A 23,806-nucleotide genomic window follows, 5' to 3' on the forward strand; every position below is an offset into this window, starting at 1 on the left:
CTTGCTTTATTGATTCTACGAATAGTTGTCTTAGAATGCTACGTTTACACCGATGGTATAAGTACGTGCCTGAGGGTAAACACCCTTGTCGATACCTAATGAAGTACCACCAGAAGAGATCTCGGGGTCGAATCCCCAGTACTTGGTGAATGTGAGCAGGTTCTCTGCCATCACGAATACACGGAGACGCTCAATGAATGCCTTACGAGTAAACTTCTGTGGCACGGTGTAACCCAAAGAGATGTTCTTCAGACGCAGGTAGCTGCCATCGCAGATGTAGAGGTCGCTTACCTGCCAGTTGGTGTTGTCACCCGCACGGAGGATAGGGTATTTATTAGAGGTACCCTCACCAGTCCAGCGATTCAGCATATAGGTTGGATAGTTACCTGCAGTTACGTCGGTACGGTAGGTGGCGTCGAATACATCAGCACCAGCAACCCCCTGGAAGAAGGCGTTGAAATCAAAGCCGCGCCATTCTGCATTGAAGTTCAGACCGAAGTTCCAGTCAGGTGTACCTTTACCAATCATGGTTCGGTCGTCTGATGTGATCTGTCCGTCACCATTAACGTCAACAAAGCGGGTGTCACCAGGCTGTGCGTTAGGCATGATCAGCCCTCCATCAGCGTTGGTGTAGGCATTAACCTCTGCCTGATTCTGGAATACACCAGCTGTCTTGTAACCATAGAAATATGGGAAAGGCATGCCATTAGAACCACGCGAGAGTGAACCGCCAGTGAAGCCCTGAACACCATCGTAGTCAATGAATCCTGACTCGTTACCTAAGTTCTTCAGGGTTGTCTTGGTATAGGTGGCGTTAGCTTTTACTGAGAAACGTGCATCAGCAATGTTCCACTTGTAGCCTAATTCGAACTCAACACCCTTGTTCTCCATGTCACCAACGTTGCCAATAGGCTTGCTCTCACCTACGTAACTTGGGATAGGCATTTCGATGAGCATACCGTTGGTCTTTTTGATATAGTAGTCAGCAGTGAAAGTCAGGGCATTGTTGAAGAAACCGAAATCGAGTCCGAGGTCGGTCTGCTCTGACTCCTCCCACTTGATGCTTGGATTAGCTGTTGTAGAAGCCTTTGAACCAATCTGCTTCACTACGGGGTTTCCGAAGTAAACATTGTTACCCATGGCATTAGATACAGTGTAACGGAAGTCACCGATGTTGTCATTACCATTCTTACCCCAGCTGGCGCGGAATTTCAGGTTTGTGAGCCAATTGCGGGTCTGTTCCATAAACTTCTCGTTCATGATGTTCCAACCTACAGATACTGATGGGAATGTACCATACTTGTTGTTGGCGCCGAAGCGGCTTGAACCGTCGCGACGGATAGTTCCTTGGAACATGTACTTCTCGTCGTAGTTGTAGCTGATACGTCCGAAGAGCGAACTGATACGGTGCTCAACATTTGGACCACCCCAGCCGCTGAATTCTGCGTAAGGAGTGCCAATGAGTTTGCCGTTCTCATCAACCTTGTAGATGACGTTAGAGTTGGTATAGCTCATGTAAGGCTTGTCGAGGTTGATAATATTCCAGCGCTCAGCACCTACATAGTCGCCCTTATTCTTCATGGCACTCTGACCCAGTACTACGCCGATAGAGTGCTTGCCGAACTGTTTGTCGTAAGTCAGTGTGTTCTCTACCTGCCAGTTAGTACCTTTGTTCCATTGAGTGCTGGCTGAGGTATGCTCTCCTTTGGCATTACCAGAGTGGTAGTATTTTGACAAGGTGGCAGCATCATATCCCCAGAACGACATGTCGACAGAATAGTTGAAATGATACTTCAGATTATCCCACAGCTGCAGATCGATGGTGAACTTGGGAACGAACTTGTGGTTCCAGTTCTTGGTAGGATTCATGTTTAGCAGTGCCAGTGGGTTGTTCATCTCAGCGTATGAGCCGAACATTCCGGGAACAGTGTAATAGTTTCCGTTTGCGTCGCGCTGCAGCTCGTAGGCTGTTTTGCCTTCCTTCTCTACTTCGTAGTTCTGATGCATCTGGTTAGCGATTTCCTGATTGGTAACAGTAGGAGCGATGGTGGGTGACAGGTATAGGGCAGAACCCAGAATTGAACCCCACTCAGAGTTTTCGCTCACGCCAGTACTCTTGATGCGTGTATAAGCTACGTTGACAGAAATGTCCAATTTGTTGAGGAAGTTACGCTCCTTAGTAGCGTCGAGTACGTTGTAGAAATTGTTTGAACGCAGGCTCAAACGCTCATAGTTAGACTGACCATAATTACCACCTACAATACCTTCCTGATTGTAGTAGCCCAGTGACAGGTAGTAGTTCAACTTTTCCGAGGCACCGCTAATGCTTACTTCGTGGTTCTGTACAGGTGCGTTGTCATTGAATACCAAGTCCTGCCAGTCGGTACCGAAACCATTGATAGGATTGCCGTTGGTGTCGGTCAGGTTATAAGGATCGGCGTAGAGGGGAGCTTGTCCACCGTTTACGCGTAACTCATTCTGCAGAATGGCATAGTCTGTGGCGCTGGTAACATCTCTGCGTTTCCAAGCACTCTGCCATCCCATAGAGAAGTTATAGTTGATGCTGGCCTTGCCAATCTTACCTTTCTTGGTAGTGACAAGTACGACACCGTTGGCAGCACGTGCACCATAGATGGCACCCGAAGCGGCATCCTTCAGTACTTCGATTGACTCGATATCTGATGGGTTCACAAAGTCGATACCACCTTCAATAGGCATGCCATCAACGATATAAAGAGGGTTACTGTTATTAATAGTACCTGTACCGCGGATGCGTACGCGAGGTGAAGCACCAGGCTGACCAGAAGATGATGTTACGTTCACACCAGCGGCCAGACCTTTCAGTGCGTTGTCGATACGCACGGGTGTCTTTCCTTCCAGATCCTCGGCGCTTACCTTGGCGATAGAGGCTGTCACTACGCTCTTCTTCTGAACGCCGTAACCAATCACCACCACGTCCTGCAGTGTCTTAGCGTCTTCCTTCAGCACCACTTTCATGTTGTTGGTGGCTTTTACCTCTTGTTTCAGGTAGCCAATATAAGAAATAATGATAGGTGTACCCCCCTTCACGTTGATGGTGAACTGACCATTAAAATCGCTAATGGATCCGTTCTTGGGGTTGCCTTTTTCGACGATGGAGGCGCCGATAACGGGTTCGCCCTGATCGTCAACCACAGTACCCAGGATGCCCTGGGCCCAAGATGTCATGGTCACCATAAGTGCCAACAACATCGTCATTAACCTGCTTTGTTTCATACTTTGGTTTTATTAAATGTTAATTATAAGTTAGAATTTACCCACTTAGGTTTTTCCGATGCAAATTTAATGGTTTTTTTGATATGCACATTTGCTTTTAGCAGGAAAAGTGGATGTTTGTAGATTTGAAAATTGGCTAAACGGTTATGTTTCAACCGTTTAGCCAATTTTACATTCTTTAAAAGAGTGGATGAAATATAGAGGTGTATTTCTTACATTTTAGCGTTGGAAGGTACTTTTCTCTATGCGATGGATAGTCAAACCGAAACCATAGAGGCCTACCGTGATATAACAAAGTAGGGGGATGATGAAGGGAACGACCATGTCGGTAGCATCAGCGATGAGGCCCACCAGCAGGAAACCACAACCACCCACTGGGGTCATCATAAGTATCGACGATGCGCTCTTAGTGAGTGAGCCCAGTCCACGAACTGCCAATGAGAAGATGGTGGGGAACATGATGGCCTCGAACAGATAGATGCCCAGCAGACCGATTAACGACACGCGACCGAAGTTCATGAGTACCAGCATGGTACAGGCTACGCAGCCACAACCGCAAATCATCAGCATCCGTTCTGCGGGAATCCAGCGCATGATGAAACTGCCACCGAAGCGACCTACCATAAAGAATGCCAGTGCACCAGTGAGTACCATCGAGGCGGTACGGTCGTCCATCCACCCCATACCCGTCACATAGTTAATGAAATAGCTATTGATGGAAATTTCAGCTATCTCATAACATAGCAGGGCAATGAGGCCATAGACGAAGTATTTGTGTCGCCAGATGCGTTTGAGTGGCTCTCGACCGTACTTGGCTTTTTCTTCCAAGCCGTCGTTGTGTCTGATTTCGGGCAGATCGACGCGTGAAAAAATGACTGCTATTACCAGTACTACAAACCCTAAAATGACGTAGGGTATCTCCACATTACCACCGTTGCTAAACAGGAACTGGCCCACGGCAAAGGTGGCAAACAAGCATCCCAGGCCGTTGAACGACTGCGATAGATTGAGGCGACTCGACGCCGTCTCCTTACCGCCTAGTTCGGTCACATAGGGGTTGGCTGCTGTTTCCAGAAATACCAATCCTACGCTGATGATGAACAGTGCAAACAGGTAGGCATCAAGTGTGCCAGCCTCAGTGCACGGCACAAATAACCACGACCCGAGGGCAAAGAGCAGCAGGCCAAACACGACGCCACGACGATAGCCGAAACGATTAATAAACAGTCCTGCGGGTATTGCCATCAGGAAATAGCCCATATAGGTGGTAACCTGAATTAGGCTCGATTGTGTGATGGAGATGTGCATCTCATTCTGGAAGTGCTTGTTGAGCACATCAAGAATGGCACGGGCAAAGCCCCACAAGAAGAAGAGTGTTGTAATCAATACGAACGGCACCATATAGTTGGTGCCGTTTGCTTTAAAAAGTCCGTTGTTTTGTTTCACTGTAGTTTTCTTTCCTTTTTATTTATTTGTATCTATCATTTTCCAGATTCCAGCAGCGCAGGCACCGCCAACCAGCGGACCAACAATGAATATCCATAGATTGGCCAGAGCTGTACCACCCTCAAAGATAGCTGGTGCAATAGAGCGTGCAGGGTTGACTGATGTGCCGGTATAACGGATGCATACTAAGTGAACCAGTACCAGCGACAGACCTATGGCCAGGCCAGCAAAGTTGTTAGTGGCACCATTGGTCTTGGCGGTAGCTCCCAACACTACGAGTACGAATACGCAGGTGAAGATGATCTCAGCCAACAAACCGCCCAAAACGCTGACATTGGCTTGTAAATCGTTGGCACCAGTACCCTCCAGACCGGGAACGTTTTCAGTGAGAATATATAGCAGTAGCGAACCGATAAAGGCACCAATCACCTGAAACACAATGTACATACCACAGTCCTTACCGCTCATTCGACCGCTCAGGAAGCAGCCCAGAGTGATGGCAGGGTTGATGTGGCAGCCGCTGATGCCGCCTATGGTATAGGCCATCGCCACCACAGCCAGGCCAAAAGCCAGAGCCGTTCCCACCACAGCGGGAATATTGTTTACAGGATCACAACCCAGGCTAACGGCCACGCCGCACCCCATCAGTACCAGCACCATTGTGCCTACCATTTCTGCTAAATACTTTTTCATAATCTCTACGGTTTAACGTTATTCAATATATAGTTTTTTGCTTGCAAAGATACAAATAAATTCGTTTCGAGCAAACAAATTCGCAATTATTTTGTATTTTTGCACCATGATGGAATTATTTAAGGACAAAAAAGTATTATATGTGCATGGCTTTGCTTCATCAGGACAGTCGGGCACAGTTACACGTATCCGCGAGGTGTTGACTCAGGCTAATGTGATAGCTCCCGACCTGCCAATACACCCAGAGGAGGCCTTGAGTCTATTATATAAGATATGTGAAACCGAGAATCCTGACCTGATTATCGGCACATCGATGGGCGGCATGTATGCCGAGATGCTGCATGGCTACGATCGTATACTGGTGAACCCTGCGCTGAGGATGGGCGACACCATGAAGGAACATGGTATGATAGGGGCACAACACTATCAGAATCCCCGACAGGATGGTGTGCAGGATTTTATCGTCACCAAGGTCCTGGTCAAGGAATATAAGGATATTACCGAACGTTGCTTTGCCCAGGCTGATGATGCCGACGAACAAAAGCATGTTTGGGGCTTGTTTGGCGACGAAGACACTACGGTAGATACATACGACTTGTTTCGCGAACACTACCATCAGGCTGTACGTTTCCACGGCGAGCATCGCATGAACGACAATTCGTTTATGCACTCTGTGGTGCCTGTCATTCGTTGGGTAAGCGATCGACAGGAGGGTAGGGAACGTCCTATCGTATACATCAGCACAAATGCGCTGATAGATCAGTACGGCAAACCTCGCAGTTCGTCGCAAAAGGCTATCCGCCAGTTGATTGAGACTTATCAGCTATACTTTGTTGCCCCTGCTACGGTAGATACAAGTAGCTATGCAGAGGTGAACGACTGGCTGTATGAGTACATAAATGTGCCAGCCTACAGTCATATCATTTTTACCAACCAACCGCAACTTCTCTATGGCGACTATCTAATTGATACACAGAAGGTTGATGGTATGGCTACATTGATACAATTCGGCTCTGATACCTTCAAGACGTGGGACGACATAATTCCCTACTTCGAGAGGTTGGGCGGACAATGAAAGATTTTAGTAAAATTTAGAGGAAATAGTTTGGCGGTTACATAAAATCTTCATATTTTTGCAGAAGTTTTAACGACTTTGCTTTACGTATGAAATATATCGCCTTGCCTACTAACGAAAACCGTCAACTGTCGTTCTATCTGGCGATGGAGGAATATGTGGCCCGCCATATTAGCGAGCCCGATTGCTTTTTTATGTGGCAGGTGGCACCAACTGTTATCTTCGGGCGGAATCAGGTAGTAGAAAACGAAGTTAATCTGGAGTATTGTCGCGAGCATGATATACGTGTAGTTCGAAGGAAAAGTGGCGGTGGCTGCGTCTATGCCGATATGGACAACCTGATGTTGTCGATGGTTACCGATGGCGATAACGTTGGCTTTACCTTTAATCGCTTTGTTACTATGATACAGCTGGCCTTGCACAAGATAGGTGTTACTGCCACAAGCACCGCTCATAACGACATTATGATTGGCGACCGGAAGGTTTGCGGAACGGCTTTCTATCAGTTGCCTGGGCGTAGCATTGTTCATAGCACCATGCTCTACGACACAAATATGCAACACATGCTGAACGCTATCACTCCGAGTGCCGAGAAACTTGAAAAGAAAGGTATACAAAGTGTTAGGCAACGCATAACCTTGCTTAAAGATTACACCCCGCTCTCGCTCAAAGAGATAAAACAGAAGATACGCGATACACTATGCGACGGCAATCTGGTGCTTACCGAGGAACAGGTGGCCGGGATTGAAGAAATTGAGCAGACTTATCTTAAACAAGACTTTATTCACTTAATACAATAAAAATAAAACAACAATAATCTATGGCAATAAAACAAGAAATATTCGTGAAAACCAAGCGTACTTGTCTTTATGACAAGCATATTTCGCTTGGTGCAATGATGGTGGAGTTTGGCGGCTTTGATATGCCCTTACTGTACCAGAGTGCCGGCATCGCACTCGAGCATACGGCTGTGCGCGAACATGTAGGCCTCTTCGATGTGAGTCACATGGGTGAGGTGACGGTGAAAGGACCCGATGCCGAGCGCTACGTACAGCATATCTTTACGAACGACATCGCTGGCGCACCCATAGGCAAGATATACTATGGTATGATGTGCTACGAGAATGGCGGCACGGTGGACGACCTGCTGGTATATAAGATGGGCGAGAACGACTTCTTCCTGGTGATCAATGCCGCCAATATCGATAAGGACTGGGCGTGGATGCAGGAGAAGGCCGAAGGATTCGATATCGACTTGCAGAACCGTAGCGACTACTATGGGCAGATAGCCGTTCAGGGGCCTGAGGCAGAACATACAGTTGAGACTGTTCTTGGTATCCCATGCGCAGAGATGACATTCTACACCTGCAAGACGATTGGTGATGTCATCATTTCGCGTACTGGATATACAGGAGAGGATGGATTTGAGATATACGGCTCGCATGAGTACATCAACGAGTGTTGGGATAAACTGATTGCTGCTGGTGTTCAGGCTTGCGGACTTGGTTGTCGCGATACACTGCGCTTTGAGGTTGGTCTGCCTCTTTATGGCGATGAGCTCTCTGCTGACATCACTCCGATTATGGCAGGCCTTGGTATGTTCGTTAAACTCGATAAGGCTGAGTTTATCGGTAAGGAGGCACTCGCCAAGCAGAAGGCTGAGGGACCAGCAAAGAAACTTGTTGGTATAGAGCTCTTTGACAAGGCTATCCCACGTCATGGTTATACCGTACTTAACATGGAAGGTGAGCCTATTGGTGAGGTAACCACTGGCTACCACACCCTGTCGTCAGATAAGAGCGTGTGCATGGCGCTGGTAGATGCTGCTTATTCTAAACTCGATACCGAGGTGCAGATTCAGATTCGCAAGAAAGTGTTCCCAGGTAAGGTGGTTAAGAAACAATTCTATAATAAGAGCTACAAGAAAAATTAAAGAATTGAAAAGTGTAATAATTAAAAAATAGAACTATATGGCTAAAGTAATTGAAGGACTCTACTACTCAGAGTCGCACGAATTTGTAAGAGTAGAAGGTGATTTTGGTTTCATCGGTATCACAGACTATGCACAGAACGCCTTGGGTAATGTGGTATATGTGGATATGCCCGACGTGGATGATGAGGTGACTGCTGGTGAGGAGTTTGGTGCCGTGGAGAGCGTGAAGGCTGCCAGCGATCTGTTCTCGCCTGTGAGCGGCACGGTGGTTGAGGTGAACGAAGCCCTCGACGACCAGCCCGAGCTGATCAATCAGGATGCTTTCGAGAACTGGATTATCAAAGTGGAACTGAGCGACAAGGCAGAGCTCGACAACCTCATGGATGCCCAGGCCTACGCTGCCTTCTGCGAGAAGTAATTAGATTATGAATTATAAGTATTTTCCGCATACTCAGGAAGATCTGAAGGCGATGATGGAGAAGGCGGGGGTTAAAGACCTCGACGGACTCTACGCCCAGATTCCCGACAGCATCCGCTTCAAGGGCGACTACCAGCTGCCGTTGGAGATGAGCGAACTGGAGGTGCGCGACACCTTCGAGAAGTTGGCGTCGCAGAACCGGCAGCTCACCTGCTTTGCCGGCTATGGGGTTTACGATCACTACACACCATCGGTAATACCAAGTCTGCTGCAACGCTCAGAGTTCCTGACGTCCTATACGCCGTATCAGGCAGAGATCTCTCAGGGCACATTGCACTATATCTTTGAGTATCAGAGCATGATGGCCGAACTGACAGGTATGGACATCAGCAATGCCTCGATGTACGATGGCACCACCGCCTGTGCCGAGGCGATGATGATGGCAGTCGCAGCTGGTAAGAAAGTGAATAAAGTACTGGTCTCTGAGGGGTTGAATCCCAAGACACGCAAGGTTCTTGATACCTATGCCCTCCATCAGGACATCGAACTGGTTACGATACCTCTCAAAGATGGTGTTACCGACCTCTCATCACTCAACACTCAACTCTCATCACTCAACACTGTTGCCGGCGTCATAGTTCAGCAGCCAAATGTGTATGGCATCGTTGAGGATTTTACGGGTTTTGCTGAGGCATGCCATGAGCATAAGGCGCTATTCATCATGGACAGTGTGGCTGCTGATCTGGCTGTGCTCAAGACTCCTGGTGAGTGGGGTGCTGATATCGCTGTTGGCGATGGTCAGTCGTTAGGTATTCCTATGTTGTTTGGTGGTCCTTATGTGGGCTATATGTGTTGCACAGAGAAGTTGATTCGTAAGATGCCTGGTCGTATCGTTGGTATGACAAAGGATAATCGCGACCAGCGTGCTTTCGTGCTTACCCTTCAGGCTCGCGAGCAACATATCCGTCGCCAGAAGGCAACATCAAATATCTGCTCGAATCAGAGTCTGATGGCGCTTTTTGTTACCATCTATCTCTCGTTGATGGGTAAGCAGGGTGTGAAAGAGGCTGCCGAACTCTCGTATGCAGGAGCTCACTATCTCTACGATAAACTTGTTGAAACAGGTAAGTTCCATCTGGTTTTCAATCAACCTTTCTTCAATGAGTTCTATGTAAAGTACGACGGCGATGTTGATGCATTGCAGAAGCGTTTCGTCGATGCAGGATTCCTTGGTGGTGTTAAGTTGGCCGATGGCATCCTCTTCGCTGTTACTGAGAAGCGTACTAAGGAAGAAATTGATAACCTCGTAAAGATAGCAGCCCTATGAACAACCGACTCTATGGAAATCTGATCTTTGAACTCTCAAAGGAGGGTCGCAAAGGATACAGTCTGCCAAAGAATAACTATGGTAGTTACGAGATACCTGCTTCGATGAAGCGTGCTGAGGATGCTGAACTTCCTGAGTGCGACGAGCTCACGGTGGTGCGTCATTATACCAATCTGTCGAATAATAACTTTGGTGTAGATACCGGCTTCTATCCGTTGGGCTCTTGTACCATGAAGTACAATCCCAAAATCAACGAGGAGATGGCCGCTCTGCCTCAGTTCCAGAATCTGCATCCAGAGCAGCCTCAGAAGACGGTGATGGGTGCCTTGGCTTTGGTGTCACTTTTGGAGAAATCGCTCTGCGAACTTACTGGTTTGGCTCACTTCACCTTTAAACCATACGCTGGTGCTCATGGTGAGCTGACGGGATTGATGACTATCGATAACTATCATCGCCAGCGTGGTGACCTGCTGCGTAAAAAGGTAATTGTACCTGATAGCGCACATGGCACTAATCCAGCCTCGGCAGCAGTATGCGGATTGGAGATTGTTGAGGTGAAATCACTGGCCAATGGTCAGGTTGACTTCGAGGATCTGCAGCGTATCGTGGCTGAACAAGGTCAGGAGATTGCTGCCATGATGATGACCAATCCTAATACCCTCGGACTTTTCGAGACCCGTATCCCCGAGATTGCAAAACTCATACATGACTGCGGTGGATTGATGTATTACGATGGTGCTAACCTGAATCCAATGCTTGGTGCTTGTCGTCCTGGCGATATGGGGTTCGACGTGATGCATATCAACCTGCATAAGACATTCTCAACGCCTCATGGTGGCGGCGGTCCTGGCTCAGGTCCTGTAGGTGTTCGCGAGGGATTGCAGGATTGCTTCCCCTTCGTGTCGCCCTATCAAGGCAACTATGCTGTGATGATGCGTGCCTATGCGTATATCCTTTCGTTGGGCCGTGAGCATGTCAAGGAGGTTGGTCCGTTGGCAGTACTCAATGCCAACTATATCAAGGAGAGTCTGAAGGATGTCTACGAACTGCCTATTGATGGTTTGTGCTGTCATGAGTTTGTGTTCGACGGACTGAAGGATAAGAGTACAGGAGTAACCACGATGGATGTGGCCAAGCGACTGCTCGACTACGGTTATCATGCACCCACCATCTACTTCCCTCTGCTGTTCCACGAGAGCCTGATGATCGAGCCCACTGAGAACGAGTCGAAGGAGACGCTTGATGGATTCATTGGTGTGATGCGAAAGATTGCTGAGGAGGCTAAGACCAACCCCGACCTGGTGAAGAGTGCACCACACACTACACCTATCGGACGTGTCGACGATGTTCTCGCCGCTAAGCATCCTGTAACAACCTATCGTCAGCTTAAGGCAGAGTTGTAAAGTTCAATGCTCAATGGTCAATGTTCAATGGAAAAAGTTGATCTCATTATCCTCGGCGCGGGCCCAGGTGGTTACCGCGCCGCTGAATATGCAGCTAAACAAGGCCTGAAGGTTGTTGTCTTCGAAGGTTCTGAGGTGGGCGGCACCTGCTTGAATGTGGGTTGTATACCCACTAAGACCTACGTGCATAGCGCCACCTTTGCCGAGGCGCGTGAGCGTATGGCTACCGTTGTAGCCCAACTTCGTCAGGGTGTGGAGGGCATCCTCTCACATCCAAACATCACGTTGGTGCGCGAGAATGGCGTGTTTACAGATGCTCATACCGTTGGCGATTACACCGCTGATAACATCATCATTGCTACTGGCTCCGAAACCAAATGGCTCCCCATCAAGGGGAAGGATGATCCGCGTGTGGTAGATTCTACAGGTTTGTTGAACCTTGAAACCCAGCCCAAGCGCTTGGCTATTATTGGTGCCGGTGTGATAGGTATGGAGTTCGCCTCAGTATTCAATCGCTTTGGTACCGAAGTGACGGTGATTGAGTATCTGAAGGAATGTTTGCCTGCCCTTGATAGCGATATCGCCAAGCGTCTGCGTAAATATCTTGAAAAGCAGGGCATCACCTTCAAGATGAAGACTGCTGTAGAGGACATCGCAGCTATCGATGCCGATGTCGTCCTGATGGCTACTGGCAGAAAGCCTCGTACTGAGGGCTTAGGTTTGGAAGCAATAGGTGTAAATCTCGCTCCAAATGGCGCCATACCCGTGGATGATAACTATCAAATTGTAAATGGTCAATGGCCAAATGGTAAATGCTATGCTATCGGCGATGTAAATGGCAAGCAGATGCTGGCTCATGCCGCTGAGATGCAGGCCATACATGCTGTGAACCAGATTATTGGCAAGAAAGATGGTATCGACTTCAGCATTATGCCAGCTGCGATATTCACCCAACCAGAGGCTGCCTGCGTAGGTCCTACAGAGGATCTGCTTAAAGAGCAAGGCCTCGCCTACGAGTGCAAAAAGTCATTCTGGCGCGCCAATGGAAAGGCTATGGCCATGAATGAAACAGAGGGATTGTTAAAGTTGTTTGTCTCACCCGATGGTCTTATCCTTGGCTGTCATGCCTATGGCGCCCATTCTGCTGATATCATTCAGGAAGTCAGTGTCCTGATGTGCAAACACACCACTATGGCCGAACTCGCCGATATGGTCCACATCCATCCTACACTGTCAGAAATATTAAAGTCCGCTGTTGATTAGCAGCGGACTTTAGTTTAAATGCTCTTTAATACTTCCTCGACGACTTTGGGGAAGTATTTCATTTCTAATTGGTGCTCTTTCTCGGCGATATCGTCAACAGTATCATCGGGCGAGAGCGCCACTTTGTATTGGGCGATTATCTCGCCGGCATCGCAGACGGGCGTCACCCAGTGTACGGTCATTCCCGTCTCTGTCTCCCCAGCTTCCTTCACGGCCTCGTGTACATGATGTCCCCACATGCCTTTTCCACCGTACTTTGGCAAAAGAGCGGGGTGGATGTTGATAATGCGGTGTGGGTAGGCCTCGATAAGGAAGTTGGGAATCAGAGGCAGGAAACCTGCCAATACAATAAAGTCGATGCCATATTGCTTGAGTAACGGCATCATCACATCAGGATTGTTCAGCTCTGCTTTGGGGGCTACGGCTGTGGGCACTCCTAAACGTTCAGCTCGTACTAATGCGTAGGCATCAAACTTATTGCTGACTACGAGCGCGCAATGCACACGCTCGGAGCCAGCAAAATATTTAATCAGGTTTTCGCAGTTGGTACCGCTTCCTGATACGAAAATCGCTATGTTCACAGCTTCACATTTTCATCTTTATACCAGATGTTCAACGAGATCGGCACGATCGCCGGGGAGCATATCGATTACGGGAATCTCAATCATTGTGTAGCAGCCTGGCTGCAGACGCATAGAAGCACGAGCTACGTTAACCAGAACCTGACCGGTGAGGGCAGGGTTGTTGATGCTCATGTTGAACTCCAGACGCTGGTTCTGAGTCTTACCACTTACACCCTTGCGAACCAGATTTACACCGTGACCCATATCGCGAACGTCGTCTACGCTCTCAACCTGGAACACGTGAGTCTCATCGCTGGCGAAGTAAGGATCGGCCTTGATAGCCTTGGTTACCTCTTCGAGCTTAGCGCCCTCTTCCAGCTCTACATATACCATACGGCGGTGGATACCCTCGCCCAAGGGGATTGTCATGCTGAGTGCATTCTTAACACCCTCCTTAGAGCGTACACATACGCTGTGGCCCATCGACATACCAGGACCGAAGTTGGTGTAGCTCAGACCCTTTGGAGCCAAGCTCTGCATCAGGGTGCGTACGATAGAGTCAGAACCTGGATCCCAACCTGCGGCAATCACGCTGACGGTGTTTGTCTCCTTGTTCAGTTTCATCAGGCGCTCACGATAGCCACGAATCTGTGTGTGGATATCGAAAGAGTCAACAGTGTTGATGCCCAGAGGCAGAATCTGGTTGGCATACTCCTCGCAGCTGCGGGTTGGGGTGGCCAGAATAGCTACATCTACATCCTTCAGCTCGCGAATGTCCTTTACAACGTCATATTGAGCCAGTTCTGCAGGCTTGTTCTCTGCACCATTACGACGCACGATACCTGCTACCTCAAAGTCGGGAGCGGTCTCGAGAGCCTCAAGTGCATACTTACCGATGTTGCCGTAACCTACTACGGCTGCTCTGATTTTTTTCATATTATAAAACTTCTTTTCTTGATTATTTCCTAATTTGCGGTTGCAAAAGTAATGCTTTTCTTGTAAATTGCGTAACAATCTGCCAGAAAAATAATCTAAAATCTTTCACTTTGTGATAAATTGAAACTTTATGGGCCAAATATGCAATAAAATGAAAGGTTTCCTCGTTTAAATAGGTGTATATATACAAAATAGTAAGTTATGATTGAATACATCAAGGGTGAACTGACCGAGTTAACCCCCGCATTGGCAACCATCGAGGCGGCAGGAGTCGGTTACGGTTTAAACATATCACTGAACACATTCAGTGCGATACAAGGAAAAAAGGAGGTGAAACTCTACGTTTACGAGGCTATTCGCGAAGACGCTCATTTATTATATGGCTTTGTGAATAAAAAGGAACGCGAGATGTTCCTCCTGTTGATTACTGTGAGTGGTGTTGGTGCCAACACGGCTCGTATGATGCTTTCGGGCATGAGTGTGGCAGAGCTTTGTAATGCTATTTCTACGGGTAATGCCAAGATGATACAGAATATCAAGGGTATTGGTAAGATGACCGCCCAGCGTATCATCGTCGATCTGAGAGATAAAATCGTGACATTGGGTATCTCTGACGAGATTCCTGCGGGAGGACAGATAGCGGCACCTGTGAACAACCAGGTGAAGGACGAGGCCATAGCCGCGTTGACCATGCTTGGCTTCTCGCCTGCGCCTACCCAGAAGGTGGTCCTCCAGATTCTGCAGGAACAGCCCGATGCGCCTGTTGAGCAAGTGGTGAAACTTGCCCTCAAACAAATAAAATAACATCTCCTTTGAAGCGGCGTTTAGGGATTATAGTGCTTGTTTTTTTCTACGCGTGCGTGTGTACGTATGCGCAGAAACAGCTGCCATTGCCTCCTAATGTCTGCGAGACGGTGGAGTACAATGATTCGCTCAACGTGTACTATATCGGTCAGAAGATGGGCGACACGTACCTCCATGCTCCCACGCTGATGACGCCTGAGGAATATCGTCAGTGGGTGGAGAAGCGTGCCCTCCACGATTTCTTCTACAAGAAGAATACCGAGAACACAGAGAATGCAGGTAAGGATAAGTTCGACCTGATGGATATGCACTTCGACCTGGGACCTGCCGAGAAGATATTCGGTCCTGGTGGTGTGCGTATCAAAACCCAGGGAACTGCCGAACTGAAGATTGGTGGTAACATCAAGAAGATTGACAACCCTTCGCTGCCCATCCGTAACCGTAAGACCACCTCGTTTGATTTCGATGAGAAGGTGAACCTGAACCTCAATGGAAAGGTGGGCGACAAGGTGAACATGAACCTGAACTACAACACCGATGCCACGTTTGATTTCGATGCCCAGAACCTCAAACTGAAATACGAAGGTAAGGAGGATGAGATTATCAAACTGGTTGAGGCTGGTAATATCTCGTTTCCGTCGAACAACTCGTTGGTGAAAGGCGCCAGCAGTCTGTTTGGTGTGCGTACTGATATGCAGTTCGGACGCTTGAAATTGCAGACCGTGGTGTCGCAGAAGAAATCATCGTCGAAGAGTGTCTCGTCGAAGGGCGGCACACAGACAACAGCCTTCGAGATGGATGTGGCCGACTATGAGGAGAACCGTCACTTCTTCCTCTCGCACTATTTCCGTAACCGCTATGATCAGGCCATGAGTACCCTGCCCAATCTCACTACTGGCGTTGAGATTACCCGTGTGGAAATCTGGGTGACCAACAAGACGGGCACCACTTCGAATACCCGTAATATCGTGGCTGTGGCCAACTTGGGCGAGGGCTCGCAGCACGTTCCCGACAACCAGGCTAACAACCTGTACAACCTGTTGACCACACAATATGCCGATGCGCGCGATATCGACCAGACCAATACGGTGCTGGCCGGCATGCCCGACTTTGAGAACGGCCGCGACTACGAGAAACTCTCCAGTGCCCGTCTGCTCACCTCGTCGGAGTTTACTGTCAACAAGGCGTTGGGCTATGTCTCGTTGAAGGCTGGTCTGCAGACCGATCAGGTGTTGGCGGTAGCCTACGAGTTTACATCAGGTGGCGTGACCTACAAGGTAGGTGAGTTTGCTGCCGACATCACAGAGACTTCGAAGGCACTCTATGTGAAGGCGCTGAAGAATACATCGAACAACCCTCAGCAGCCCAACTGGCAGCTGATGATGAAAAACGTGTACTACCTCGCCTCGAAAGTGGAAAAGACCAAGTTCCGTCTCGACATCAAGTTCCAGAGCGATACAGCTGGTGTCTATCTCACCTATATCCCCGATCAGCGTGTGAAGAGTCAGACGCTCTTGAAGATGCTGGGATGCGACCGCTTGGATAATAACAACAAACTGCACTCTAACGGCTACTTCGATTTCGTAGAGGGCTATACCGTGAGCGATGGTCGTGTGTTCCTGCCTTCGGCCGAGCCTTTTGGTGCCTACCTGCGCCAACAGTTGCAGAAGAACGGCTTGCCTGCAGGGGAGGCTGAGAAATACGTGTTCAGCGAACTCTACGATTCGACCAAGACGGTGGCTAAGCTGATAGCCGAGAAGGATAAGTATATGCTGGTAGGCCAGTACAAGGGCTCATCGGCCAATGTCATCTCGTTGGGGGCTATGAACGTGCCTCACGGTTCGGTGGTGGTAACGGCTGGCGGCGTTATACTGAAAGAGGGCTCCGACTACTCGGTCGACTACTCTGCAGGCGAGGTGACCATTCTCAATCAGAGCATCATCGATGCGGGTACCAACGTGAATGTGTCGCTCGAATCAGATACCGAATACGGCATGCAGCGTAAGACCATGTTGGGCGTCAACTGGGAATACGAACTCTCCAAGAGTCTGACCATTGGCGGTACGTTGATGCATCTCCACGAGCAGGCACTCACCTCGAAGGTGGCGATGGGCGAGGAGCCTCTGAGCAACACCCTCTGGGGCTTGAACATCAACTGGAAGCAGGAGTCGCAGTGGCTCACCTCGATGCTCAACAAGATTCCGTTCCTGCACGTCAAGCAGCCCTCGCACATCTCGTTCACGGGTGAGTTTGCCCAGCTGATAGCCGGACGTGCCCGTGGCACACAGGATAACGCCTCGTATGTTGACGATTTCGAGAATACCAAGAGCTACCTCGACATGAGCAACCCCAAGGAGTGGATCCTGTCGAGCGTGCCCTCGATGTTCCAGGAGAGTGCTGATAAGACTGGTGTCTCGAGTGGCTATAACCGTGCCCTGCTGGCATGGTATAATGTCGATCCCATCTTCACCCGTCGCAGTTCCACGCTCACGCCTGCGCATATCAAGAGCGATCTGGAACAGTTGTCCAACCACTATGTGCGCGAGGTGTATGTGAAGGAGCTCTATCCTAATCGCGACCAGAGTACCTACAATGGCGCTACCTCTACACTGCCCATCCTCAACCTGGCTTACTACCCACAGGAGCGTGGTCCTTACAACCTCTCACTGAGTCTGAACAGCGATGGCACCTTGCAGCAGCCGCAGACCAAATGGGGTGGTATGATGCGTAAGATTGATACCAACGACTTCGAGCAGGCCAACATCGAGTATATCGAGTTCTGGTTGCTCGATCCCTTCATCTACACCCGTGAGCAGGGCACTGCCGCTGACTATGCGGGCGACCTGTACTTCAACCTGGGTGAGGTGAGCGAGGATATCCTGCGCGATGGCAAGAAGTTCTACGAGAGCGGCATGCCAGTGGATGGCAGTCAGAATTTTACCACTACCCAGTGGGGAAAGATTCCTGTACAGGCCACCCAGACTTATGCCTTCGCCACCACTACTGGCTCGCGCAAAAAACAGGATATGGGCTACAACGGACTGACTGATGAGGAGGAACAGCAGTTCGGCGCCTACAACGAGTGGCTGAACGCTGCCAGTGCCATCGTGACCAACGACAGTACCATGAATGCCTGGCGCCAGGACCCTGCCGGCGACGACTACCACTACTATCGTGGTTCTGATTTCGATAGCGAGCGCAAGAGTATTCTCGAGCGCTATAAACGTATCAACAACCCTCAGGGTAACTCGCCTGAAACGGAGGATCAGACAGAGAGCTATGATACCAGCTACAAGAGCGGACCCGATGTGGAGGATATCAATCAGGACTACACGCTGAACGAGTACGAGCGCTACTACCAGTACAAGGTGCGCATCAGCCCTGAGATACTCGATGCCTATCGCAATGGGGCGGCTCCTGCCGATTGCTTTATCACTGATATGCGTACCAGCAGTGTGAAACTGCGCAATGGCGACACCACCAGCGTGAACTGGTTCCAGTTCCGTATCCCGCTGACCGAATACGAACGCAAGGTGGGCAGTATCAGCGACTTCACCAGCGTGCGCTTCATGCGTATGTTTATGACGGGCTTCCAGAAGCCTATCGTCCTGCGCTTTGGTTCGCTCGACCTGGTGCGTGGCGAGTGGCGTGTGTATAAGCAGAGCTTAGGCACAGGTGCCGAGGGTGGAACCATCGAGGTGAGTGCCGTGAACATCGAGGAAAACAACGATAAGACGCCCGTCAACTACGTGTTGCCGCCAGGTATCAGTCGTGTGACTGATCCCTCACAGCCGCAGTTGGTTGAGAACAACGAGCAGTCGCTCGATATGGTGGTGAAGGACCTGCAGCGTGGCGAGTCGAAGGCGGTGTATCGCAACATGAACCTCGACCTGCGCCAGTACAAACACATGCAGATGTTTGTGCATGCCAACCACTTAATGCCCGATGCCACCCAGTTGCGTGATGGCCAGTTGGCTGTGTTTGTGCGCATGGGTAGCGACTATAAGAACAACTATTACGAATACGAGATTCCCCTCTCGCTCACCCCCGATCGCAGCGACTATAGCAAGTATGCCACTGCCGATCGTCGTGCGGTATGGCCCGAGGATAATATGCTGGATATCAACCTCGACGTGTTCACTAAGCTTAAGAAGGCCCGCAATCTGGCCAAGGCACAGGGCATAGGCAGCTTCAACCAGTTGTATAGCGAGCCCGACCCCCGAAAGCCCCAGAACACAGTGCGTGTGCAGGGTAACCCCACCTTAGGCGAGGTGAAGGTGATGATGATAGGTGTGCGTAACATCTCCGACCAGGTGAAGTCGGGCGAGGTGTGGGTGAACGAGCTCCGCCTGATGGATGCCAACAATAATGGTGGTTGGGCAGCATCGGGTACCATGAACGTACAGCTGTCTGATTTTGGAACTGTCAACCTCTCGGGCCGTTATGTCGGCGATGGTTTCGGCGGCTTGGAGGAGAGTGTGATGGAACGCTCTACCGATACGCAGAAGGAGTACTCGTTTACAGCCCAGTTAGAGCTGGGTAAGTTCTTCCCCGACAAGGCCAAGGTGAGTGCGCCGCTCTATTACTCTGTCAGTCACGAGGAGGTGCGCCCACGCTATAATCCGCTCGATTCGGATATGCGCCTGAGTGATGCCCTGGAAAGTGCTGCCAACCAGCACGAGCGCGACAGTATTGAGAGTGTTGCCATCACCAAGACCCGTAACACCAACTTCTCGCTGTCGAACCTCCGCTGGGGCCTGAAGACCAAGCGCCACCCCATGCCTTACGACCCTGCCAATTTCTCGCTGTCGTACAGTCATGCCCATCGTAACACCTCGGGTAAGACTACCGTCTATGAGAAGGAAGACCAGTGGCGTGGCGCCCTCAACTACAGCTACTCGCCTGTCTATAAGACGTGGGAGCCGTTTAAGAAGCTGAAAGGCAAGTCGAAGTGGCTCAACTTCCCCAAGGCGTTGGGCTTCAACTATCTGCCTCAGAGCGTGACGTTCAATACGGAGATGACGCGCAACTACTACGAACTGCAGGAGCGCGACCTCGAGAGTCTGGAGAACCAGAACCTGCCGCTCACCTTCTCGGAGCAGTTCCTCTGGAACCGCGACTTCTCTTTGCGCTGGGATTTCACCAAGAACCTGCATTTCTCCTTCCAGTCGGCCACCCGTGCTGAGATTGAGGAGCCCTATACGCCGATTAACAAGGATCTCTATCCCGAGCAGTATGTGGCTTGGAAGGACTCTGTGAAGCAGAGCATCCGCAACTGGGGAACGCCGCTCGACTACCAACAGCAGGTAACCGCCTCGTACCAGTTGCCGCTCAACAAGCTGCCCATCTTCGACTGGTTGACAGCCGATGCCTCATACACAGGCCGTTACACCTGGGTGTGTGGTACCGAAATGGAGGATGGCACCAGTCTGGGTAATACCATCACCAGCAATCGTCAGCTCAATATCAACAGCGCCCTGAATCTTGAAACACTCTATAACCACATCCCGTTCCTGAAGAAAGTCAACGACCGTTTCAAACGCACACAGCGGGCGACGGCTAAGAACGCGAGGACTGCTGTCAAGCGGCCTGCCGCAACACAGAAGCCTGGCGTCAAGGACTCTGTCAAGGTGAAGCGCGACATCGAACAGTCGTGGTGGTACAAGCCTGCTCAGAGTGTGGCACGGCTCCTGATGATGGTGCGCAGTGTGAACATCAGCTATCGCACCCAGTACTCGCTGCTGCTGCCAGGCTTCATGCCGAATGTGGGCGATATGCTGGGACAGAACAAGTCGGGTGGCGCCCTGGCACCAGGCCTCGACTTCGCCTTCGGACTGATGGGCGATGGCTATATCGACAAGGCGATGGAACACGACTGGCTGTTGTGTAACGACAATGTGTCAACACCGGCTAATATCAATATCAGCAAGGATCTGCAGATCAAGGCGGTGGTCGAGCCTATCCGTGATCTGAAGATAGATCTCGCGGCCTCGCGTACCGATAATCGTGCTAAGAGTGTGCAGTATATGTATGCCGGCATGCCCACCACCCTGAGTGGCACTTTTAATATGACCACCATCTCGCTGCGGGGGGCTTTGGCAGGTATGGGCAATGCCAACACCGGCTACCACTCGGCAGCCTTCGACCATTTCCGTGAGCTGATACCTGAGTTCCAGCAGCGGGTAGGGCAGGAGTATTCGGCCGAGGTGCTCATCCCCGCCTTCCTGTCGGCCTACACCTCAGGGGCTGGCAAGTCGCTCAGCATCTTCCCCGCACTCACACGTCTGTTGCCCAACTGGAGCATGCGTTATGGTGGTTTATCCAAGTTGCCTTGGGTGAAGGATCATCTGAAGAGCCTGAACCTCAACCATGGTTATAAGAGCGTGTACAGTGTGGGTAGCTATGTCAATACCAGCTACTCTACGGTGAGTATCAACGAGGCGTTCTCGCCGCTGCTGGGTGTCGATGCCACCTTCCAGAACGATCTGACGGCTAAATTGGAGTATCGTACCACTCGTGTGCTCAACCTCTCGATGACCAGCATCCAGCTCAACGAGTCGCTCAGCAAGGACTGGGTGGTAGGTCTGGCCTATAAGCTACGTGATTTCAATCTCTTTGGCGCTAAGGGCAACCGCAAGGTGGCTAAAGCCCAGAATCCCCGTAAGAAGTCTGCAGGCGACAGCAATGTTCAAAGTTCAAGGTCTAATGCTCAAAGCCGCAGAACCGGTGTCAACCACGACCTGAATCTCCGTCTCGATGTATCGCTGCGCAAGCAGGCTGCCATCACCCGCGATATCGCCACAGGCGTGTCGTCAGCTTCGAGTGGCAACTCTGCCTTCAAGTTCTCGTTCATGGCCGATTACACCCTCTCACGCCTGCTTACGCTGACGGCCTATTTCGATAGTCAGACCAACACCCCGTTGCTCTCCAGCAACAGCTATCCCACCACCACCTACGATTTCGGACTCTCCATGAAGTTCTCACTGACCCGATAACCCCCAGAATAACCACATCAGCCCTTATACACACGTTATACATTCGAATGCCTTTGCGAAAATGCTATGGTTGACTAACTGTTTGAATGTTAGTGCGATAGTAGTCTGCCTGTATGCGTGTTTGTATGAAATACCATGATACAAACCATATATGTCTTGTGTAGTTAAGCCGATTGCCATATCTTTGCACCGTCATAACTTAAATGGCTAAATTATGAATATAAACTATCTAAAATAGACAAATGATGAGAAAACTACAGTGTGTTTTAATCATGCTCGCCTGGCTTCTGGGAATTCAGGCGTTTGCAAAATCGGGAAATCTCAGGTTCGAGGATTTCCTGCTGAGAGATACCTCCCAGGTTATTCATGGTACGCTCGACAATGGCTTTCAGTATTACATCGTCAAGCGGGCCGACGATTGTTTTCAGATGAGTCTGCTGCAGAAGACTGGGTGTCATGATGATGGCGAAACAATAGAGATTTCGCATCTATTGGAACACATGTTGTCAACTGCGAATCGACCGATTGCTACAGGAGACACCCTCATCCAATATCTGAAAAAGCTCGGCAAGGATTACGGCACAGGTTTCAACGCTTTCACCTGGGCAAATTTTATGAAATACGAATTGTATCGACTCAAGCCCGAACGGGCCTATGCCGATTCGTGTATGGAGATATTAGCTGAAATTGCCGGTGATTCCAACATCTATTCCGCTGATTTGGAAAGGCAGAGAGAAAGGTTATTGAACGAGGTTGCTAACCGGAAATACGTATTGAACCGAAGAGTGCTGGATGCCGGCATGGCAGTTTATTGGTCCGGGCATGATCCCGACAAATGGCGTGAAATGCGATTAAACAGTGCCAGGAAGATCACGCAGTCGCAGCTTGAGGCATTCTATCGGAAATGGTACCAACCTCAGAATCAGTGCCTTCTGGTTACAGGTAAAATCCCTGATGGCATTGAGGATATGATAAAACGCAAATTCGGCAATCGACCCCGTGTTCCTACTCCTTCGCCCACCATCTTGGATTTTGGTAAGAGGGATATGCTTGTCGAGAGATGCGGAAACGCATCCTGTACGTTAACGCTGAATTTTGCGCTGCCACATCTGACACAGGCGGAAAAGGAGAGCCCTCAGTTCATCAGAGATTACTATGCATTGAAAAAAATCAATCACGCCCTCTATGAAAAGATGAAGGAGCGTAAATTTGCAAGCAACTGTTTTACACGTTATCAGGTTGAAAACCGCATGATGCTGACTACAACCTTTGCTTACAACCTCAATGAAGAACTACCCGGTGGAGGCTTGCCGGCTTTCGTGGATAGTGTGGCTGCTTTACTGAATGATGTCAGGAACAACGGTGTTCAGATACAAATGCCTAAGGACACGCTCAAAAGAAATGTGATTGAACAGCATCGCGCTCTGGCAATGAAAAAACTGCAGGAGGGCGACGGTAAGGGCAATACTATCGACCCATTTATGCAACCCGATGTATGTTTCACTTATGCTCTACCGTTATTTAAGCAGGAGGATTCTGATGCCTATTGGTCGTTCGTGCTCAGTGGCAAGGATCTCTCGAATTTCTGTAAGGAGCTTGTCCGCAAGTCTGTGCTCAAGATCGACTGCATCCTCCCGTATGGCTATCCTGAGAATGAAATAACTGAAAAACTGAACGCCCTTCTGCGGCACTAAA

The 23,806-nt window shown here is 49.7% G+C and carries 15 protein-coding genes; 10 read left to right on the forward strand and 5 right to left on the reverse strand.

What is annotated here, in order from left to right; genetic code table 11:
- Positions 1–30 precede the first annotated feature (30 nt).
- The 3 genes from T491_RS0100125 to T491_RS0100135 all read right to left on the reverse strand — a co-directional run bounded on the left by T491_RS0100125 (position 31) and on the right by T491_RS0100135 (position 5,394).
- Positions 31–3,255, reverse strand: coding sequence for a TonB-dependent receptor (locus T491_RS0100125; RefSeq protein WP_028902068.1), 3,225 nt, complete (start codon positions 3,253–3,255; stop codon positions 31–33).
- A 219-nt stretch (positions 3,256–3,474) separates the two neighbouring features.
- Complete coding sequence (locus tag T491_RS0100130; RefSeq protein WP_028902069.1) at positions 3,475–4,656, reverse strand: sugar MFS transporter; 1,182 nt, start codon at positions 4,654–4,656, stop codon at positions 3,475–3,477.
- 63 nt (positions 4,657–4,719) lie between these two features.
- A complete protein-coding gene (locus tag T491_RS0100135) occupies positions 4,720–5,394 on the reverse strand; it encodes an MIP/aquaporin family protein (RefSeq protein WP_028902070.1) in 675 nt (224 codons plus the stop codon).
- Positions 5,395–5,500: 106 nt separating this feature from the next.
- On the opposite strand from T491_RS0100135, the gene T491_RS0100140 reads away from it, so the two are divergent.
- From T491_RS0100140 to T491_RS0100170, 7 genes are all read left to right on the forward strand, one after another.
- Positions 5,501–6,469: a YqiA/YcfP family alpha/beta fold hydrolase gene (locus T491_RS0100140; protein ID WP_036915005.1), complete on the forward strand. Its 969-nt coding sequence runs from the start codon at positions 5,501–5,503 to the stop codon at positions 6,467–6,469.
- Between the two features lie 89 nt (positions 6,470–6,558).
- Positions 6,559–7,269, forward strand: coding sequence for a lipoate--protein ligase family protein (locus tag T491_RS0100145; protein WP_028902072.1), 711 nt, complete (start codon positions 6,559–6,561; stop codon positions 7,267–7,269).
- Between the two features lie 44 nt (positions 7,270–7,313).
- Complete coding sequence (gene gcvT, locus T491_RS0100150; protein ID WP_028902073.1) at positions 7,314–8,402, forward strand: glycine cleavage system aminomethyltransferase GcvT; 1,089 nt, start codon at positions 7,314–7,316, stop codon at positions 8,400–8,402.
- Between the two features lie 37 nt (positions 8,403–8,439).
- Entirely contained in the window at positions 8,440–8,820 is a 381-nt protein-coding gene (gcvH, locus tag T491_RS0100155; protein ID WP_028902074.1) for a glycine cleavage system protein GcvH, read from the forward strand.
- Between the two features lie 7 nt (positions 8,821–8,827).
- Positions 8,828–10,147 carry an aminomethyl-transferring glycine dehydrogenase subunit GcvPA gene (gene gcvPA, locus T491_RS0100160; RefSeq protein WP_028902075.1) on the forward strand — a complete coding sequence of 440 codons (1,320 nt, stop codon included), beginning with the start codon at positions 8,828–8,830 and terminating at the stop codon, positions 10,145–10,147.
- Positions 10,144–11,550, forward strand: coding sequence for an aminomethyl-transferring glycine dehydrogenase subunit GcvPB (gene gcvPB, locus T491_RS0100165; RefSeq protein WP_028902076.1), 1,407 nt, complete (start codon positions 10,144–10,146; stop codon positions 11,548–11,550). The genes gcvPA and gcvPB overlap by 4 nt, the downstream gene beginning before the upstream one ends.
- 27 nt (positions 11,551–11,577) lie before the next feature.
- Entirely contained in the window at positions 11,578–12,813 is a 1,236-nt protein-coding gene (locus tag T491_RS0100170) for an NAD(P)/FAD-dependent oxidoreductase (RefSeq protein WP_028902077.1), read from the forward strand.
- Between the two features lie 14 nt (positions 12,814–12,827).
- On the opposite strand, the gene T491_RS0100175 is transcribed toward T491_RS0100170, so the two are convergent.
- Together T491_RS0100175 and T491_RS0100180 are read right to left on the reverse strand one after the other, a co-directional pair.
- Positions 12,828–13,394 carry a phosphoribosylglycinamide formyltransferase gene (locus T491_RS0100175; protein WP_028902078.1) on the reverse strand — a complete coding sequence of 189 codons (567 nt, stop codon included), beginning with the start codon at positions 13,392–13,394 and terminating at the stop codon, positions 12,828–12,830.
- 18 nt (positions 13,395–13,412) lie between these two features.
- Complete coding sequence (locus T491_RS0100180) at positions 13,413–14,312, reverse strand: diaminopimelate dehydrogenase (protein ID WP_028902079.1); 900 nt, start codon at positions 14,310–14,312, stop codon at positions 13,413–13,415.
- Positions 14,313–14,513: 201 nt separating this feature from the next.
- On the opposite strand from T491_RS0100180, the gene ruvA reads away from it, so the two are divergent.
- From ruvA to T491_RS0100195, 3 genes are all read left to right on the forward strand, one after another.
- Positions 14,514–15,116 (forward strand): Holliday junction branch migration protein RuvA, encoded by a 603-nt coding sequence (gene ruvA / locus T491_RS0100185; protein WP_028902080.1) that lies wholly within the window; start codon positions 14,514–14,516, stop codon positions 15,114–15,116.
- Between the two features lie 56 nt (positions 15,117–15,172).
- A complete protein-coding gene (sprA, locus tag T491_RS0100190) occupies positions 15,173–22,111 on the forward strand; it encodes a cell surface protein SprA (protein WP_231480140.1) in 6,939 nt (2,312 codons plus the stop codon).
- A 242-nt stretch (positions 22,112–22,353) separates the two neighbouring features.
- Positions 22,354–23,805, forward strand: coding sequence for a pitrilysin family protein (locus T491_RS0100195; protein WP_028902082.1), 1,452 nt, complete (start codon positions 22,354–22,356; stop codon positions 23,803–23,805).
- Position 23,806 lies beyond the last annotated feature (1 nt).

This window comes from Prevotella sp. P6B4 (genome assembly GCF_000619985.1).
GTDB lineage: Bacteria > Bacteroidota > Bacteroidia > Bacteroidales > Bacteroidaceae > Prevotella.